This window comes from Pseudomonas sp. TH08 (assembly GCF_016651275.1).
In the GTDB taxonomy this organism is placed as follows: Bacteria; Pseudomonadota; Gammaproteobacteria; order Pseudomonadales; family Pseudomonadaceae; genus Aquipseudomonas.
Genome location: NZ_JAEKEE010000004.1, coordinates 433,639 through 451,526 on the forward strand (window position 1 = coordinate 433,639; position 17,888 = coordinate 451,526).

At 60.1% G+C, this 17,888-nt stretch carries 12 protein-coding genes; 11 read left to right on the forward strand and 1 reads right to left on the reverse strand.

The window, feature by feature from the left end; translation table 11 throughout:
* Positions 1-20: 20 nt before the first annotated feature.
* Positions 21-548, reverse strand: coding sequence for a hypothetical protein (locus JFT91_RS19095; RefSeq protein WP_201204053.1), 528 nt, complete (start codon positions 546-548; stop codon positions 21-23).
* A gap of 381 nt (positions 549-929) precedes the next feature.
* Here JFT91_RS19095 and JFT91_RS19100 point away from each other — a divergent pair, with 381 nt between their 5' ends.
* From JFT91_RS19100 to glgX, 11 genes are all read left to right on the forward strand, one after another.
* Positions 930-2,921: a methyl-accepting chemotaxis protein gene (locus tag JFT91_RS19100; protein ID WP_201233493.1), complete on the forward strand. Its 1,992-nt coding sequence runs from the start codon at positions 930-932 to the stop codon at positions 2,919-2,921.
* A 323-nt stretch (positions 2,922-3,244) separates the two neighbouring features.
* Positions 3,245-3,691, forward strand: a complete 447-nt coding sequence (locus JFT91_RS19105; RefSeq protein WP_201233494.1) for a DUF411 domain-containing protein — start codon at positions 3,245-3,247, stop codon at positions 3,689-3,691.
* Entirely contained in the window at positions 3,691-4,125 is a 435-nt protein-coding gene (locus JFT91_RS19110) for a VTT domain-containing protein (RefSeq protein WP_201226662.1), read from the forward strand. The genes JFT91_RS19105 and JFT91_RS19110 overlap by 1 nt, the downstream gene beginning before the upstream one ends.
* A gap of 86 nt (positions 4,126-4,211) precedes the next feature.
* The gene (locus JFT91_RS19115; RefSeq protein WP_201233495.1) at positions 4,212-5,258 is read left to right on the forward strand and encodes an alpha/beta fold hydrolase; all 1,047 of its coding nucleotides are present in this window, start codon (positions 4,212-4,214) and stop codon (positions 5,256-5,258) included.
* Positions 5,259-5,271: 13 nt separating this feature from the next.
* Positions 5,272-6,225 carry a D-2-hydroxyacid dehydrogenase family protein gene (locus tag JFT91_RS19120; RefSeq protein ID WP_201233496.1) on the forward strand — a complete coding sequence of 318 codons (954 nt, stop codon included), beginning with the start codon at positions 5,272-5,274 and terminating at the stop codon, positions 6,223-6,225.
* A 599-nt stretch (positions 6,226-6,824) separates the two neighbouring features.
* Positions 6,825-8,411 carry a glycogen synthase GlgA gene (gene glgA / locus JFT91_RS19125; protein ID WP_201226055.1) on the forward strand — a complete coding sequence of 529 codons (1,587 nt, stop codon included), beginning with the start codon at positions 6,825-6,827 and terminating at the stop codon, positions 8,409-8,411.
* A 17-nt stretch (positions 8,412-8,428) separates the two neighbouring features.
* On the forward strand, positions 8,429-10,231 hold the full coding sequence (gene treZ / locus JFT91_RS19130) for a malto-oligosyltrehalose trehalohydrolase (RefSeq protein ID WP_201233497.1): 1,803 nt from the start codon (positions 8,429-8,431) through the stop codon (positions 10,229-10,231).
* Positions 10,228-12,306, forward strand: coding sequence for a 4-alpha-glucanotransferase (malQ, locus tag JFT91_RS19135; protein ID WP_201233498.1), 2,079 nt, complete (start codon positions 10,228-10,230; stop codon positions 12,304-12,306). Before treZ ends, malQ begins: the two co-directional genes overlap by 4 nt.
* Positions 12,303-15,071 carry a malto-oligosyltrehalose synthase gene (locus JFT91_RS19140; protein ID WP_201233499.1) on the forward strand — a complete coding sequence of 923 codons (2,769 nt, stop codon included), beginning with the start codon at positions 12,303-12,305 and terminating at the stop codon, positions 15,069-15,071. Before malQ ends, JFT91_RS19140 begins: the two co-directional genes overlap by 4 nt.
* Before the next feature lie 27 nt (positions 15,072-15,098).
* Positions 15,099-15,413, forward strand: coding sequence for a DUF2934 domain-containing protein (locus JFT91_RS19145; protein ID WP_201226059.1), 315 nt, complete (start codon positions 15,099-15,101; stop codon positions 15,411-15,413).
* 314 nt (positions 15,414-15,727) lie between these two features.
* On the forward strand, positions 15,728-17,887 hold the full coding sequence (glgX, locus tag JFT91_RS19150; protein ID WP_201233500.1) for a glycogen debranching protein GlgX: 2,160 nt from the start codon (positions 15,728-15,730) through the stop codon (positions 17,885-17,887).
* Position 17,888 lies beyond the last annotated feature (1 nt).

Sequence of the window (17,888 nt, forward strand, 5' to 3'; positions counted from 1 at the left end):
GAGCGGGCCACATTGAAGTCTCAAGCCTTGGCTTTGACGCCTTGGTCGACCGGTTTCGCCGCGTTGCCTTCACCGTACGTCTTGAGGTTCTGCAGGACGTAGATGGCTTTTTTGTACTCAGGGATCAGGGCTTTCCCGTAAGCGTTGCCATTGAGGCCATTGTTCTGGATCGCATCGAGCTGAGTCGCGAAATACTCCAGTGCGTTGAATTTAACATCAACGTCTTTGGTTACGCCGAAACGGTCGAATTTGTCGCCGGCATTCATCAGCGTGAAAGACGTGATCTCGGAGATCAGCCCTCGGCTGCGCAACATGGCGCTGAGGTTGCCCATCTGTTTTACCGAGACGTTCGTAGGATCAAAGCCCTTGATGTTCTTGCGCAGGCCTTGCTTGTCCATTTCGGCGGTATTGATGGCGTTGGGATCGGTGCCGACCTTGGTGAGCATCTGCTGCACCTTGACACTTTGCGCAACCTGCTTTTTCGCGCCAGTGTCGCGCACCAGAACCCCTGCCTTGCTTTGCCATTGGCCGACAATGCCGATAGTCATGCGCGGACTCCCTGTGAAATGTGCATTGAATGTCCTTGTTGAACAACGTGAATAGCGCGGAGTATCTACCGGCCAACTGATAGCACCAACCCTTTTGGTGCACTTTTTTACAATTCTTGTACATTCTCGATACAAACAGACAAACGCCCATAAATGCTGGTCTGTACGCCCTTGATCGAAAATCTTTCAATAGACCGTTTGCTCTAACGGACGAGCCCGAGAGGCTACCTGTATCAGACCCGATACTGACCAATCGTCGGTACGCGTATTTTTAGTACGCCAGTACCTAAAGCTTCTTTCAACGGCGACGATACGTTAGGGATACCCGCACTGTTTTATCCCCCGCCCCTAATAAGAATCGCAGCTCAAGGACCGGTCTCCATGCCCGCATTCCGCACCATTCAGGCTCGCTACACGCTGTTTCTGGTTCTGTTCATCTTGCTGTTGTCGGTGCTGACCGTGGTCGGTATCAGTCAACTGGTTGCGCCCAAACTGCGGCATACCGAAGAGCAGGTAGTGCTTAACCGTATCGCCGAAGTCGCCGAGCAGATTCAGGGCGAGCTGAACAAGGTTCAGTCGCAGCAACGCAGCATCACTCAGACCATCCCGCTACTCGACAGCGCAGCCATCGACACGGTATTGCCGGGGCTGGTGGATCAGTACGGCGAGTTGAAGGTTTTTGGTGGCGGGATCTGGCCTTTGCCCGGCCAGCGTGAAGCCGGGCGCAACAAGTTCAGCACCTTCTGGCACCGTGACGCCTCGGGCAAACTGGCGGTCAACACCTTCTGGAACAGTGACGCGGCGCCCAACTATTACGACCAGAGCTGGTACAAGGGCGGCATGGCCACGCCTCGCGGTCAGTGCGCCTGGGCCGCGGCCTATAAAGATGACGCCAGCGCCGAGCCACGCACCAACTGCGCCATGGCCATTCAGAAAAACGGCAGCGCCTGGGGCGTTTCGACCATTGACGTGACCCTGGGCTTTTTCAATGACCTGGTGGCGCGCAAGGAAAAAGACCTCAACGCCGAAATGCTCATCGTCGAGGCCGACGGCAAGATCATCAGCAACAGTTCGCGCATCAGCGGTCCGATCGTGTTGAAAAACATCAACGAACTCGCCGGCAGCTCGACGTTCGCCAGCCAGATCAAAACCGGCCTGCAAAACCGCGATCAAGCGCAACGCGTCGAGTTCGACAACAACGGTGAAGCCAGCACCTTCTTCATGCGTCCGATCGAAGGCACACCGTGGTTCCTTGCCACGGCCCTGCCGACCAAAATGCTCACAGCGCAACGCGATGACGTGCTGAGCACCTTGAGCCTGTTGCAGATTCCGCTGGTGATCCTGCTGGTGCTGTTGCAGGTCTACGCGATTCGCCAGTTGGTTCAGCGCATGAAAGCACTCAAGGCCAACATCGATTTGCTCTCCAGCGGCGATGCCGACCTCACCAAACGGATCACCATCCGTGCTGAAGATGAACTCGGTGCGATCGGCCATTCGATCAACACCTTCATCACCTACTTGCAAAACATGATCGGCGAAGTCACCCAGGCCACCGGTGCCATGGCGTCGAGCCTCGACAACCTGCAACGCACGTCGGCGCACACCAGCCAGATTCTGCTGCGCCATGCTTCGGAAACCGATCAGACCGTGACGGCCATCACCGAGATGAGCTCGACGGCGGACAGCGTTGCGCAGAACGCCGCCGAAACCGCAGCGTTCACTCAGCGTGCCAACGAAAACGCCGACCGTTCGCGAGTGGTCGTCGGCGAAGCCACCAATAGCGTCGTGGCGCTGATTGATGAAGTGGCCAGTGCCACACACAAAGTCGAAAACATGCAACAGGACGCCCAGCGCATTACCGAGATTCTCGGGGTGATCGGCGCCATTGCCGGCCAGACCAATCTACTGGCACTCAACGCGGCGATTGAAGCGGCACGCGCCGGTGAACAAGGTCGCGGTTTTGCCGTGGTCGCCGATGAGGTTCGCGCCCTCGCCGCCCGCACCCAGGCCAGCACTTCAGAAATCAATGAGATGTTGACGCGCCTGACCCAAGGCGTGAGCTCGTCGGTTGCAGCCATGGAAAACACCCAGGCCAGTTGCCAGTCGGCGGCCGACGCGACCGCACGGGTCAATTCCGGTCTGGATGAAATGGCCGGTTCGGTCAGCCACATCAACAGCCTCAGCACGCAAATAGCGACGGCGGCCGAACAGCAAAGCGCGGTAACCGAAGAAATCAACCGCAGCATGGTGCAGATCCGCCACATGGTCGATGAACTGGTGCAGAGCGGCCAGGCCAGCGAGCTCAACACCCGCCAGTTGCTGGAAGCCAACAGCCGAGTGAGCGCGATCATGGGCCGCTTCAAAGTCAGTTGATTGATGCAGTTTTTTTGCCAATCAGATAACCCCTGTGGGAGCTGGCTTGCCAGCGATGGGGCCCGGTCAGACACATCGTCATTGACTGACCTGCCGCCATCGCGGGCAAGCCCGCTCCCACAAGGTCCCACGGCGTTCACGCAATCGTCATTCGTGGCCGCCTGACAGATTTGTCATCTTGCGCTCAGTTATTTGTCAGCGTTGATCTACGATCATTCTGGCAGTCTGTCTTGTAGCAACTGGAAACACTCCGTTGATGCCAGGCAGGAAAAACCGGTCAAAATGCGTTCTTTTTTGACCGCCAACCGAGTCGAGAACCCGTCATGCGAACCCATTTGCGTCTGGTCGCCCTGAGCGCCCTGTTCATCTCCTCCCTGGCTCAAGCGGCCGACCTGATCCCCATCGAAGTCCACCGCGATGCCAATTGCGGTTGCTGCAAAAAGTGGATCAGCCACCTCGAAGCCAACGGTTTCAAAGTCGAAGACCACATCGAAGCCGACATGAGCAGCTTCAAGCAACAACATGGCGTACCGCCGCGCCTGGCGTCGTGCCACACCGCAATCATCAATGGCAAATTCGTCGAAGGCCACGTTCCCGCAGAACAGGTGCTGGCATTGAGCAAACGCGACGATCTGCTGGGCGTTGCCGCCCCGGGCATGCCGATGGGCTCGCCGGGCATGGAAATGGACGGCATGAGTGACGCCTATCAGGTCATCGGCCTGAAGAAAGACGGCGCGGATGTGGTGGTGGCGGACTACCCGGCCCATTGATCGGCGCTGCCTACACAGGGCTGTTCGTTGCCGCGTTCGGTGCGGCGACCCTGTTGCCGCTGCAGTCGGAAGCGTTGCTGGTCGGTTTGATCGTCAGCGACCGTTACTGGCTGTGGGGCCTGCTCGGCGTGGCAACGCTGGGCAATGTGCTCGGCTCGCTGGTCAACTGGTGGCTGGGCCGAGGCATCGAAAGATTTCAGGAGCGGCGCTGGTTTCCAGTCAGCCACAAACACATGGCCAGCGCGCGCAAGCACTATGAGCGTTACGGGCATTGGTCGTTGCTGCTCAGTTGGCTGCCTGTGATCGGCGATCCGTTGACCTTGATTGCCGGCGTGATGCGTGAACCACTCGGGCGTTTCCTGTTGATCGTCACCTTCGCCAAAGGCGCGCGTTATGCGGTACTGGCGATGCTGACCCTCGGCTGGCTCGGTTGAACGATCAACCTGCAACATTGCCTGTGTTTAACGTCGCCCTAATCCAGCCGTTCCAGCATCGGCCGATTTCCATGGAGTTTGCCCTTATGACCGTCACGCTTTCCCGCTGGCTGCCCGGCCTGTTCCTCAGCGCTGCCCTGCCGCTGTTCGCTCATGCCGCCACCGAGGCGGCGCCCGCAGAGGGCCCGGCGTACGGCCCGGAACTGCAAGGCTTCGAATACCCTTACACCCTTAAACACTTCGCCTTTCAGTCCCAGGGTAAATCCCTGCAGATGGGTTACATGGACGTCGCGGCGCACGGCAAGGCCAACGGTCGCACCGTGGTGCTGATGCATGGCAAGAATTTTTGCGCAGCAACCTGGGACAGTTCGATCAAGGCTTTGAGCGAAGCGGGCTACCGGGTGATAGCGCCGGATCAGATCGGTTTCTGCACCTCCAGCAAACCGGACAACTATCAATACAGCTTCCAGCAACTGGCAACCAACACCCAGCAGTTGCTCAAAGCGCTGGGCATCCAGAAAGCCACCCTGCTCGGCCATTCCACCGGCGGCATGCTCGCCACCCGTTATGCGCTGCTGTTCCCCGAGCAAGTCGAGCAACTGGCACTGGTCAACCCGATCGGCCTCGAAGACTGGAAAGCCCTCGGCGTGCCTTACCGCACGGTGGATCAGTGGTATCAGCGTGAATTGAAAGTCAGCGCTCAGGGTATTCGCGACTACGAACGCACAACGTATTACGACGGCCGCTGGAAGCCTGAATTCGATCGCTGGGTCGACATGCTCGCCGGCCTCAGCAAAGGCCCGGGCAAGACTCAAGTGGCGTGGAATTCTGCATTGATCTACGACATGATTTTCACCCAGCCGGTGTACTACGAGTTCAAGGACCTGAAGATGCCGACCCTGTTGCTGATCGGTACTTCCGACACTACAGCCATTGGCAAGGACCTCGCGCCACCTGAGGTGAAAGCGAAAATCGGCCACTATGCGGTGCTCGGCAAACAAGTGGCCAAGCTGATCCCGCAGTCCACGTTGGTGGAATTTCCCGGCATGGGCCATGCGCCGCAGATGGAAGAGCCCGCGCAGTTTCACAAAGCCCTGCTCGGCTGGCTGAGCACAACCAATCCCTTTCGTTGATGAGGTGAAGCTGATGGCGGTGCAGATTGCAGTGATCGATGACTGGCAGGACGTAGCCCGCGACGTGGTCGACTGGTCGGTGCTCGACAGCCTCGGTGAAGTGACGTTCGAGCATGATTACCCGGCGGACAACGCCACCCTGGCCGAGCGCCTGGGCCGCTATCAGGTGATTTGCGTGATGCGTGAACGCACGCGGTTCGACGAAGACCTGCTCAAGCGATTGCCCAACCTCAAGCTGCTGGTCACGGGTGGCATGCGTAACGCGGCGCTGGACATGCAAGCGGCGGCAACGCTCGGCATTCAGGTCTGCGGCACTGACAGCTACAAGCACGCCGCGCCGGAACTGACCTGGGCACTGATCATGGCCGCCACACGCAATCTGGTGAACGAGGCCAATGCCCTGCGCGCGGGTCAGTGGCAGCAAGGCCTGGGCGCTGATCTGCATGGCCGGACGCTGGGCATCCTTGGCCTTGGCAGCATCGGCCAGAAAGTCGCACAGTTCGGGCAGGTCTTCGGCATGCGGGTGATCGCCTGGAGTGAAAACCTCACGGCTGAGCGGGCCGAACAGGCTAGCGTGACCTATGTCAGCAAGCAGGCACTGTTTGAGCAGTCCGATGTGCTGTCAGTGCATCTGGTGCTGAGCGAGCGCAGTCGCGGCCTGGTCGATGCGCAGGCCTTGGCCTGGATGAAACCGACGGCGCTGCTGGTCAACACGGCACGCGGGCCGATCGTTGACGAAGCGGCGTTGATCAAAGCCTTGCAGAAACAACAGATCGCTGGCGCCGCGCTGGACGTGTTCGAGCACGAGCCGTTGCCGGCCATGCACCCGTTTCGCACGCTCGACAACGTATTGGCGACGCCGCACGTGGGGTATGTCAGTCGGCAGAACTATGAGCAGTTCTTTTCGCAGATGATCGAGGATATTCAGGCCTGGTCGGCCGGCAATACGCTTCGCCAGCTGAACTGAAATTCGCACTCGCTCACTGAACTGCCCCCTGTAGGAGCTGCGGCACGCTGCGATCCTTTGATCATGATTTAAAAACAGGATCTAAGGATCGCAGCCTGCGGCAGCTCCTACATTGGCAAGGGTCACCCCTTTAACAAAGTGTTCGCACCACAACAGTGCAAGCGCTCTTCCTGCTAGCACGAAAACGTGACCGCCCGGTCACCGTTTTGATCCACTCCCCCAAAAAAACCTGCACTTCGTCGGTGCGTTTGCCCCAGCAAACCAAGGTTTCCGTTAACGGCAAACCGATTGTCGAACAATTTACCCATTTGCGCTCGCCCGCTCTAGGATCTGGCCTAGACTGATTTTTCGGGGACATGACCTGCCGGTCACATCGCGGAAAAAAAGTCGAAACTTTTGCGTGAAGCGGCGGGTCATCTGAAAGGCGGGGCCAAAGCGGCTGGTGCAATCCTTGCAACGGCCCAACCACCCATTCTGCTTAAGCGTGTTGGGTAGCATTTGCTCACCGATGCGTGGCGCGTTTGCGCCCGGCCACAGGACGTGGTCATGGACAGGGTTTGTTCAAGACAAGAATCAGATCAACGACACGGGAGATTCATATGATCAGTGCGGCATTGGATATTCAGGGAGAGCGTGCTCAACAGTCGACAGGCGAATCGAGCACCGTCAGCGTTCCCGGCAGCCGAGCGATCAACGTCCCCGGCACCAAGACCCTGACACCAGTAGCAAGTCAGAATCCCAACAAGAAAAAAGTGTTGTTCGTGACGTCGGAAATCGCCGATCTGGTCAAGACCGGTGGCTTGGGCGACGTCTCTGCCGCTCTGCCCCGCGCCATGGCGCACTTGCATGATGTGCGCGTGCTGATTCCCGGTTACCCGCAGGTGATGCACAGCGAAAACCCGATTCACATCATCGGCGAACTCGGTGGCCACGCTGCGCTGCCGCCCTGCAAGATCGGCCGCATGGACATGCCCGACGGCCTGGTGATCTACGTGCTGATCTGCCCGGAACTGTATGAGCGCGAAGGCTCGCCGTATGGCGCCAACAACGGGCGCGACTGGCCGGACAACCATATTCGCTTCGCCCGCCTTGGTCTGGCCGCCGCTGATATCGCCGCCAACCTCGCGCAAATCCACTGGTGCCCGGATCTGGTGCACGCCCACGATTGGCCGGCCGGCCTGGCGCCCGCTTATATGCACTGGCGCGGGCAGCGTACGCCGACGCTGTTCACCATTCACAATCTCGCCTATCAAGGCGTGACCAGCCTCGGCTCGTGCCCTGAGCTGGGCATTCCCAACCATGCCCTGCAACAGGAAGGCATGGAGTTCTACGGCAAAATGTCGTTCCTCAAGGCCGGCATGGCCTATTCGAGCCACATCACCACGGTCAGCGCCACGTACGCGCAGGAAATCACCACACCGGATTTCGGCTGTGGCCTCGACGGTTTTCTCGCCGCCAAGACCCAGCAAGGCTTGCTCAGCGGTATCCCCAACGGTATCGACGAGAGCTGGGACGCTGCCACTGATCCGCACCTGTTCGCACCGTTCGCCATTGGTGACTGGGAAGGCAAAGCCGTCAACGCCGCCCATGTCCGCGAGCTGTTCGAGCTGAATGATTCCGCAGGCCCGCTGTTTGCCGTGGTGTCGCGCCTGGTGTATCAGAAAGGTCTCGACCTGACCGAGGCCGTGTCCGAGTACATCGTGCAGAACGGCGGCCAGATCGCGATCATCGGTCGTGGCGAGCCCGAAGAAGAGCAAGCCATGCGTAATTTGGCCTTGCGCTTCCCCGGTCAGATCGGCGTACGCATTGGCTTCAACGAAACTGATGCCCGACGCATGTTCGCCGGCAGCGACTTCTTGCTGATGCCATCCCGCTACGAACCTTGCGGCCTGAGCCAGATGTACGCCCAGCGCTTCGGATCGTTGCCGGTGGCGCGCAATACCGGGGGTTTGGCCGACACCATCGAAAACGGTGTCACCGGTTTCCTCTTTGACGAATCCACTGCCGAAAGCTATCAGGAAGCCCTGAGCCGCGCGTTCAAGGTCTTCGCCTTTCCCGAACTGCTCAACGCCATGCGTTGCCGAGCGATGGCCGCACCGTTCAACTGGTGCAAAGCGGTTGAACCGTACGCCGAACTCTACGAACAACTGGTGGCCAAGGCACTCGGTAAAGCGCTGCACAAATAACAGGGAGAATTGCCACAATGCCGTTACGGTCTTCTGAAACCTGGCCCCACGGCGCGATCATGCTGGATGCCGAGCACACGCAGTTTGCGTTGTGGGCGCCGGATGCGTTTTACGTCAGCGTCGAGCTGGAAGACGGCCAGTCCCTGCCCCTGCTACCGCAGGCTGACGGCTGGTTCGTGATCAAGGCTCGCTGTGCGGCGGGTATGCGTTACCGCTTCAACATCGATGGCGAACTGGAGGTCCCCGACCCGGCCTCCAGAGCGCAGGACGGCGACCTCGACCGCCAGAGCATTGTCGTCGATCCACTGGCCTATCAATGGCAACACAGCGCCTGGCACGGTCGGCCGTGGAGCGAAGCGGTGATCTACGAGTTGCACGTCGGTGCGCTGGGCGGCTTCGCCGAAGTCGAGCAACACCTGGCCCGCCTGGTGACCCTTGGCATCACCGCCATTGAGCTGATGCCACTGGCGCAATTCCCCGGGGATCGAAATTGGGGCTACGACGGCGTCCTGCCCTATGCGCCACAAGCCTCCTACGGCACGCCGGAACAACTAAAGCATTTGATCGATACGGCTCACGGTCAAGGTCTGGCAGTGATCCTCGACGTGGTCTACAACCACTTCGGCCCCGACGGCAATTACCTGCATCGCTACGCCAAAGGTTTTTTCCGCGAGGACAAACACACGCCATGGGGCGCGGCGATCGATTTTCGCCGCCGCGAAGTGCGCGATTTCTTCATCGAAAACGCGCTGATGTGGCTGCTCGAATATCGCTTCGACGGTCTGCGCCTCGATGCGGTACATGCCATCGAGGATCCGGATTTCCTCATCGAAATGGCCCAGCGCATCCGCCAGCAGGTTGACCCGAGCCGCCACGTCTGGTTGACCGTGGAAAACGAGCTGAACCAGTCGAGCCTGCTGGAATACGACTACGACGCGCAGTGGAATGACGATGGCCATAATGCCCTGCACGTCTTGCTGACCGGCGAAACCGACGCCTATTACGCCGACTACGCCTTGCAACCCACCGAGCAATTGGTCCGTTGCCTGAGCCAGGGCTTCGTGTTTCAGGGCCACATCACCCGTCATGGCGAACCGCGCGGCGAACCGAGCGAGCATCTGCCGTCGACGGCGTTTGTGCTGTTTTTGCAAAACCACGATCAGATCGGCAACCGCGCCTTCGGCGAGCGCCTGCATCAACTGGCCGATCCGCGGGCTTTGCAAGCGGCCACCGTGCTGTTGCTGTTGTCGCCGATGATTCCGCTGATGTTCATGGGCGACGAGTTCGCAGCGGAACAACCGTTCCTGTTTTTCACCAGTCACCACGGTGAGCTGGCCAAGTTGGTGCGCGAAGGCCGACGCAATGAATTCGCCGCCTTCAGTACTTTCGCTGATCCGCACAAACGCGAGCAGATTCCCGACCCCAACGCCGAACAGACCTTCCACGCCTCACAACCCAGGCTGATCGGCAGCGGCACTCAACACCAGCAGCAAACCCTCGCGCTGTACCGGCAACTCCTGCAATTACGCCATCGCTACATCATTCCCAACCTGTCCGGCACTCAGGCGCTGGGTGCACACATGCTCGGTTATGGCGCGGTCAGTGCGCGCTGGCGCCTGGGCGATGGCAGCGAGCTGCGAATTGACCTGAACCTCAGCGACACGCCGGTGGTCAACCCTCCACAGACCGACGCCGTGTGGCTGTTTCAGCAGCCGCCCGCTGCGGCGCTGTCGGATCCGGGCGAACTGCCCGCGTATTGCGCGATTGTCAGCCTCACGGCCGCAACCCCTTTGCAACCTCTGGATGGAGAGCGCCTATGAGCGATGCGCAACTGGAAATTCTGGCCAGCCGAGCCGGCCTCGCCGTCGACTGGATCGACGCCAACGGACGCCCGCAAAAAGTAGCCCCGGCGGTGCTGCGCAATGTCCTCATCGGCCTCGGCCACCCCGCCAGCACGGCGCAGGAAATCGACGCCAGCCTGCTGCAACTGCAAGAAGTGCAACAAGACCGCCACTTACCGCCGCTGTTGACCAGCGATGTCGGCGTCGGCGTCGATCTGGCGCGCTATTTCGAGCCGCACACCCCTTGCGAAATCCACCTTGAAGACGGCTCCCGCCTCAATCTCAAACTCGATGCAGAAGCCGTCCTGCCGGGCCTGATTCCTGTCGGTTATCAGCAAGTACACATCGCCGATCAGTACTTCACATTGGCCGTGGCGCCGGAACGCTGCTTCAGTGTTGGCGATGCTGTCGACAATCCGATCCCGCGCGCCTGGGGCCTGAGCGTGCAGCTGTATTCATTGCGCCGTCCCGGCGATTGCGGTTTTGGTGACACTCAGGCATTGGAAGAGCTTGCTCGCGTGGCTGGCGAGCGCGGCGCCGAAGCCCTGGCGATCAGCCCGCTGCACGCGATGTTCAGTGCCGACACTGGCCGCTACAGCCCTTATTCGCCTTCCAGTCGCTTGTTCCTCAACTCCCTGTACGCCGCACCGGGCGCGATTCTCGGCGAACGCGCCTTGCGTGATGCCATCGATGCCACTGGGCTGGCCGAGCACTTTGCGCAGCTCGAAGATCTCAAACTGATCGACTGGCCGGCCGCCGCCGAAGCCAAACAGAAACTTCTGCACGCGTTGTACGAAGGTTTCGTGGCCGGCGACCACCCGTTGCATCCCGACTTCGCCAGTTTCCGTCACGCCGGTGGCGAGGCGTTGGAAAACCATTGCCGCTTCGAAGCGATTCAGGAAATGCGCGCCGCCCGTGGCGAAAACCTCGATTGGCGGCAGTGGCCGCAACATTGGCATGACCCGCGCGGTGCAGCGCTTGAAGCCTTCGCCGAAGAATATGCCGAACGCATCGGTTACTTCGCTTTTTGCCAATGGTTGATTCATCGTTGTCTGGAGCGCGCGCAAACGGCCGCTCGCGGCGCCGGCATGGGCATCGGCCTGATTGCTGACCTCGCCGTCGGTGCCGATGGCGCCGGCAGTCAGGCGTGGAGTTTCCAGGACGAATTGCTCGCCTCGCTGACCGTGGGTGCACCGCCAGACATACTCAACCGCTCCGGTCAGGGCTGGGGGATTTCCGCATTTTCCCCGGAAGGCCTGATTCGCAATGGTTTCCGTGCCTTCATCGACATGCTCCGGGCCAATTTCGCCCATGCCGGCGGCTTGCGCATCGACCATGTGATGGGCCTGCAACGCCTGTGGGTGATCCCCAACGGTGCAGCCCCTGCCGACGGTGCGTATCTGTATTACCCGGTCGACGATCTGCTGCGCCTGCTGACGCTTGAATCCCATCGTCACCAGGCCATCGTCCTCGGCGAAGACCTTGGCACTGTGCCGGACGGCCTGCGCGAAAAACTCATCGCCCGCTCAATCCTTGGCATGCGCGTGCTGCTGTTCGAACAAGACAACAGTCATTTCAGACCGATACTCGACTGGCCGGACAATGCGCTGGCGACCACCAGCACCCACGACCTGCCGACGCTCAACGGCTGGTGGCACGGCCGTGACATCGACTGGAATGCGCGGCTGGGGTTTGTCGACGCCAATGGCGAAATCGAATGGCGTCACCACCGGCAACGCGAGCGTGAAGGCCTGCGCAGCGCCTTGAGTCAGGATCCGCAGAATTTTCGCGAGGAGTCCCACGAAGCCGATCAAGTGGTCGATGCCAGCGTGCGGTTCCTCGGTCATACCCGCGCGCCTCTGGTATTGCTGCCGCTGGAGGATGCGCTGGGCATCAATGAACAGGCCAATCTGCCGGGCACCATCGACACCCACCCGAACTGGTCGCGGCGATTGCCCGGCACCAGCGAAGCACTGCTCGACGGCGTCGATGCGGCGCGACGCCTAGAGTTGCTGGCCTGTGCACGTCTCCAGGCTGCCGAGCGTGACCAATGAATCAAACGCTTATTCAGCCCCTGCGCGCGACTTTGCGCCTGCAATTTCATAAAGACTTTACCCTCGAAGACGCGGTGCCGCTGGTGCCGTACTTCGCCAGTCTCGGCATCAGCCACATTTATGCCTCGCCGCTGCTGGCGGCCCGAGCCGGCTCAATGCACGGTTATGACGTGGTCGACCCGACACAAGTGAACCCGGAACTTGGCGGCGAAGCGGCGCTACGGCACTTGGTCAGCACCCTGCGCGAACACAACATGGGGCTGATCCTCGACATCGTTTCCAACCACATGGCTGTTGGTGGCAGTGACAATCCATGGTGGCTGGACCTGCTGGAATGGGGACGGTTGAGTCCCTACGGTGAGTTCTTCGACATTCAGTGGCACTCGCCGGACCCGTTGATGGAGGGCCAATTGCTGCTGCCGTTTCTCGGCAGCGATTACGGCGTGGCGTTACAGGAAGGCACGCTGAAACTGCATTTCGATGCGCAAAAAGGCAGCTTCCACGTCGAGCATTACGACCACCACTTCCCGATCTGCCCGAGCGATTACGCTGAGTTGCTCACGTCCGACGAAGCGCTGAAACCCTTGGCCGATCGCTTCGGCGCGCTCAGCTACCAGACCGATGCCCATTCGCTGGCGATTCCTTTGAAGGAAGAGCTGCGGCAAGTGGCGAGTGATCCGCACATCCTCGAAGCGATTCAAACCAGCCTCACTCACTACGACTCCACAACCGAAGAAGGCTTCCACAAGCTGCACCAATTGCTCGAACGGCAAAGCTATCGTCTCGCCAGTTGGCGCACGGCTGCGGACGACATCAACTGGCGGCGTTTTTTCGATATCAACGAGCTTGGCGGTTTGCGCGTCGAACGCCCGGCCGTGTTCGAAGCGACCCACGGCAAAATCTTCCAGTTGATCTCTGAAGGGCTGGTCGACGGTTTGCGTATCGACCATATCGACGGCCTCGCCGATCCGCGCGGGTACTGCCGCAAACTGCGTCGGCGAGTCGATCTGCTCGCGCCGGGACGCCACTTGCCGATCTACATCGAAAAGATCCTCGGCGCTGGTGAAACCCCACGTCGCGACTGGTCGGTGGATGGCACCACCGGCTACGAGTTCATGAATCAACTGTCGCTGCTGCAACATGATCCGGACGGTGAGTACGTGCTCGGTGAGCTGTGGCAGCGCCGCACCGAACGCCCCGCCGCATTCATCGAAGAAGCACAACTGGCGCGCCAGCAGATACTCAACGGTTCGCTGGCCAGCGATTGCGAAAGCGTCGCTCAGGCGCTGCTGCAAGTCGCCCGCGATGACTTGATGACCCGCGACCTGACCCTCGGCGCGATTCGTCGCGCGTTGCAGGCGTTGATCGTGCATTTCCCGGTGTATCGCACCTACATCAGCGCAATGGGCCGCTCAGCGCAGGATGAAGTATTTTTCCAGCAGGCCATGGACGGTGCGCGACAGACCCTTGGTGAAGGCGACTGGCCGGTGCTCGACTGCCTGGCGGCCTGGCTCGGTGGTACACCGTGGCGGCGCAAACCGCGCGGGCGCTCGCGCAAAATCCTCAAGCACGCCTGCGTACGCTTTCAGCAATTGACCTCCCCGGCTGCGGCGAAAGCTGTGGAAGACACCGCGCTGTATCGTTCGGCGGTGCTGCTGTCGCGCAATGACGTCGGCTACAACACTGAACAATTCAGTGCGCCGGTCAGCGACTTCCATGCCGTCAATCAGCAGCGTCTGGCCGAGTTCCCCGACAACCTGTTGACCACCGCTACCCACGATCACAAACGCGGCGAAGACACCCGCGCACGCCTCGCCATACTCAGCGAGCGCAGTCACTGGTACGCCGAGCAGATCGAATTGTGGCGCGCCCTCGCCCGCCCGGTGCGCAGTGACGATCAAGTGCCGTCGTCGGGCGATGAATTGATTTTGTATCAGGCATTGCTTGGCAGCTGGCCGCTGGAGTTGCACGAAGGCGATCAGGCCGGGTTTGCCGACTACGCCAAACGCATCTGGCAATGGCAACAGAAAGCGCTGCGCGAAGCCAAGCTGCAAAGCAGTTGGAGCGCGCCGAACGATGCCTACGAAGACGCCGCCAAAGCTTTCACCGAAAGACTGCTCACCGGTGATGAAGGCGAACTGCTGCGCGCGGCGCTGGGCAAGACGGTCAACAGCATCGCCGCTGCCGGCGCGCTCAACGGTTTGGCGCAAACCTTGCTGCGCATGACCGTGCCGGGGGTGCCGGATCTGTATCAGGGCAATGAGTTCTGGGACTTCAGCCTGGTTGATCCGGACAACCGCCGGCCGGTGGATTACGCCGCTCGCAAGCAGGCCCTGACGGCGCAATTGCCGATCACGGAGCTGCTGGCGAACTGGCGTGACGGGCGCATCAAGCAAGCCTTGATCGCCGAGGTGCTGAACCTGCGCGTTGAACATGCCGAGCTGTTTCGGCGTGGCTCGTACCAGGCCCTGGAGGTGCTGGGCAGTCAAGCGCACAACGTGCTCGCGTTTGCCCGCGAGTACGAGGGGAAACAGGCCATCGTGATCGTGCCGATCCGTTGCGCGACGTTGCTGGAAAATAGTGCTGTATCTCAGGTGGATGCGCTGCGCTGGGGCGATACGCGGGTGGTTTTACCGTTCGCCGCCTCTGATACAAACCTGAAGGGACTTTTTTCGAGCGGCGCAGTCACAAAAAACAGGGAGCTGAATATCAGCGACGCGCTGGGGGATGTCCCGGTCAATCTCTTTATCCAACACTTAACGTAAGCACGAGTTCAGTTCAGGAGCATTGCGATGAGCACCGACGATAAACGCATCCGCGAATTCGCCTATCAGATCTGGGAATCCGAAGGGAAACCCGAAGGCCACGAGGATCGCCACTGGGAGATGGCGCGCAAATTGGCTGAAGCCGAAGCGTTGGCCCCGAAGAAAGCCCCGAAAGCGGCGGGCAGCAAAACCGCTGGCAAGACTGCTGAGGTCAAGGCACCTGCTGCCAAACCGAAAGCGCCGGCCAAGGCCAAGCCTTCCAGCGCCGCCAAGGTGATTCCACCCGGCGAAAAACCCGCCGAGAAAAAGCCACGAGCGCCGCGCAAGCCTTCGGCGATCTGACGCTTAACCCGACGATTGAATTGAACTGAATGACCGTGTGGCGGGCTTGCTCGCCACCGAGGGCCAACTCTTCCTGAAAAAACCTCACAAACCAGAGCCTGACTTCAAGGAGGCAGCTTTTGTGGTGAGGGGATTTATCCCCGATGGGTCGCACGGCGACCCCAAATGCTTCAATGCGGGATTTCAGACATTCCGCATTCAACGATTTTGCGACTGCTGCGCAGCCGATCGGGGATTTATCCACTCACCGCAAAAGCCCGCTCCCACAGGGGATCAGTGTCAACGAACTATCCCCGTTTTTTGCAGGAGCAATTATGACCCGTCCAAAGAAAGCCGAGCCCGCAGCGCACACCGAGCCGTCGAGAATCCGTGAAGGCCTGCCCTTCCCGCTGGGTGCGACCTGGGATGGACTGGGGGTTAACTTTGCGCTGTTCTCCGCCAACGCCACCAAGGTCGAGCTGTGCATTTTCGACGACGCCGGCGAAGTCGAACTCGAACGCATCGAATTGCCGGAATACACCGATGAGATCTACCACGGCTATTTGCCCGATGCGCATCCGGGGTTGATCTACGGCTACCGCGTTTACGGCCCGTACGATCCCGCCAACGGCCACCGCTTCAACCACAACAAACTGCTCATCGACCCGTACGCCAAACAGCTGGTGGGTGAGTTGAAATGGTCGGAAGCACTGTTCGGCTACACCATCGGCCACCCTGACGCCGACCTCAGTTTCGATGAGCGTGACAGCGCGCCGTTCGTGCCCAAGTGCAAAGTCATCGACCCGGCGCACACCTGGGGCAACGACCACCGTGTCAGCGTGCCGTGGGACAAGACCATCATTTATGAAACCCACGTGCGCGGCATCAGCATGCGTCACCCCTCGGTGCCGGAAAACGTGCGCGGCACGTTTGCCGGGTTGATGGTCGACGACGTACTCGAACACATCCGCAAGCTCGGTGTGTCGACGGTCGAGCTGCTGCCGATCCACGCCTTCGTCAATGACCAGCACTTGTTGCAAAAAGGCATGACCAATTACTGGGGCTACAACAGCATCGCGTTTTTTGCCCCCGACCCGCGCTATCTGGCCAGCGGCAAGATCGCCGAATTCAAGGAAATGGTCGCGCACCTGCACGAAGCCAATCTCGAAGTGATCCTCGACGTGGTCTACAACCACACCGCCGAGGGCAACGAGCAAGGCCCGACCCTGTCGATGCGCGGTATCGATAACGCCTCGTACTACCGCTTGATGCCCGACGACAAACGCTTCTACATCAACGATTCCGGCACCGGCAACACCCTCGACCTGAGTCACCCGTGCGTGTTGCAAATGGTCACCGACTCGCTGCGTTACTGGGCGAGCGAGATGCACGTCGACGGCTTCCGCTTCGATCTGGCGACCATTCTCGGTCGTTATCATGACGGTTTCGACGAACGCCACAGCTTCCTCGTCGCTTGCCGACAGGACCCGGTGCTGCGCCAGGTGAAAATGATCGCCGAGCCGTGGGACTGCGGCCCCGGTGGCTATCAGGTGGGTAATTTCCCGCCGGGCTGGGTCGAGTGGAACGACAAGTTCCGCGACACGGTGCGCGCGTTCTGGAAAGGCGACGATGCTCAGGTCGCCGACTTCGCCAGCCGCATGACTGCGTCCGGCGAGATGTTCAATCAGCGCGGTCGCCGGCCGTATTCGTCGGTCAATTTCATCACCGCTCACGACGGTTTCACCCTCAACGATCTGGTGTCGTACAACGACAAGCACAACGAAGCCAACGACGAGAACAACCAGGACGGCAGCAACAACAACCTGTCGTGGAACCACGGCGTCGAAGGCCCGACCGACGACCCGGAGATCAATGCCCTGCGCCACCGGCAGATGCGCAATTTCTTCGCCACGCTGTTGCTCGCGCAAGGCACGCCGATGATCGTCGCCGGTGACGAGTTTGCCCGCACGCAGGACGGCAATAACAACGCCTACTGCCAGGACAGCGAGATCGGTTGGGTCAACTGGGATTTGAGCGAGGACGGCAAGGCATTGCTGAAATTCGTCAAGCGCCTGATCAAGTTGCGCCTGGCGTACCCGATCCTGCGTCGCGGACGTTTCCTGGTCGGCGAATACAACGAGGACATCGGCGTCAAGGACGTCACCTGGCTGGCCCCGGACGCCACCGAGATGACCACCGAGCATTGGCATGACGCGCACAACCGTTGCCTGGGCATGCTGCTTGATGGCCGCGCGCAGGAAACCGGGATTCGTCGCAAGGGTGGCGATGCGACCCTGCTGCTGGTGGTCAACGCGCATCACGACATCGTCAATTTCAAATTGCCGGAAGTGCCTGACGGCGGATTCTGGACATGCATGATCGACACCAATCAGCCATCGATTCGCGGGCAGGAGCGCTTTGATTTCGATCATGAGTATTCGGTGACCGGACGTTCACTGCTGCTGTTTGAACTACAACGTGATGAAGAAGACTGAA

What these genes read in the sequence shown, in the direction of transcription:
- glgA (WP_201226055.1), top strand. Translation starts at nt 6,825, where the DNA reads ATGATCAGTGCGGCATTGGATATTCAGGGAGAGCGTGCTCAACAGTCG.
- malQ (WP_201233498.1), top strand. Translation starts at nt 10,228, where the DNA reads ATGAGCGATGCGCAACTGGAAATTCTGGCCAGCCGAGCCGGCCTCGCC.
- glgX (WP_201233500.1), top strand. Translation starts at nt 15,728, where the DNA reads ATGACCCGTCCAAAGAAAGCCGAGCCCGCAGCGCACACCGAGCCGTCG.
- JFT91_RS19115 (WP_201233495.1), top strand. Translation starts at nt 4,212, where the DNA reads ATGACCGTCACGCTTTCCCGCTGGCTGCCCGGCCTGTTCCTCAGCGCT.
- JFT91_RS19120 (WP_201233496.1), top strand. Translation starts at nt 5,272, where the DNA reads ATGGCGGTGCAGATTGCAGTGATCGATGACTGGCAGGACGTAGCCCGC.
- JFT91_RS19105 (WP_201233494.1), top strand. Translation starts at nt 3,245, where the DNA reads ATGCGAACCCATTTGCGTCTGGTCGCCCTGAGCGCCCTGTTCATCTCC.
- JFT91_RS19140 (WP_201233499.1), top strand. Translation starts at nt 12,303, where the DNA reads ATGAATCAAACGCTTATTCAGCCCCTGCGCGCGACTTTGCGCCTGCAA.
- JFT91_RS19095 (WP_201204053.1), bottom strand. Translation starts at nt 548, where the DNA reads ATGACTATCGGCATTGTCGGCCAATGGCAAAGCAAGGCAGGGGTTCTG.
- JFT91_RS19100 (WP_201233493.1), top strand. Translation starts at nt 930, where the DNA reads ATGCCCGCATTCCGCACCATTCAGGCTCGCTACACGCTGTTTCTGGTT.
- JFT91_RS19145 (WP_201226059.1), top strand. Translation starts at nt 15,099, where the DNA reads ATGAGCACCGACGATAAACGCATCCGCGAATTCGCCTATCAGATCTGG.
- treZ (WP_201233497.1), top strand. Translation starts at nt 8,429, where the DNA reads ATGCCGTTACGGTCTTCTGAAACCTGGCCCCACGGCGCGATCATGCTG.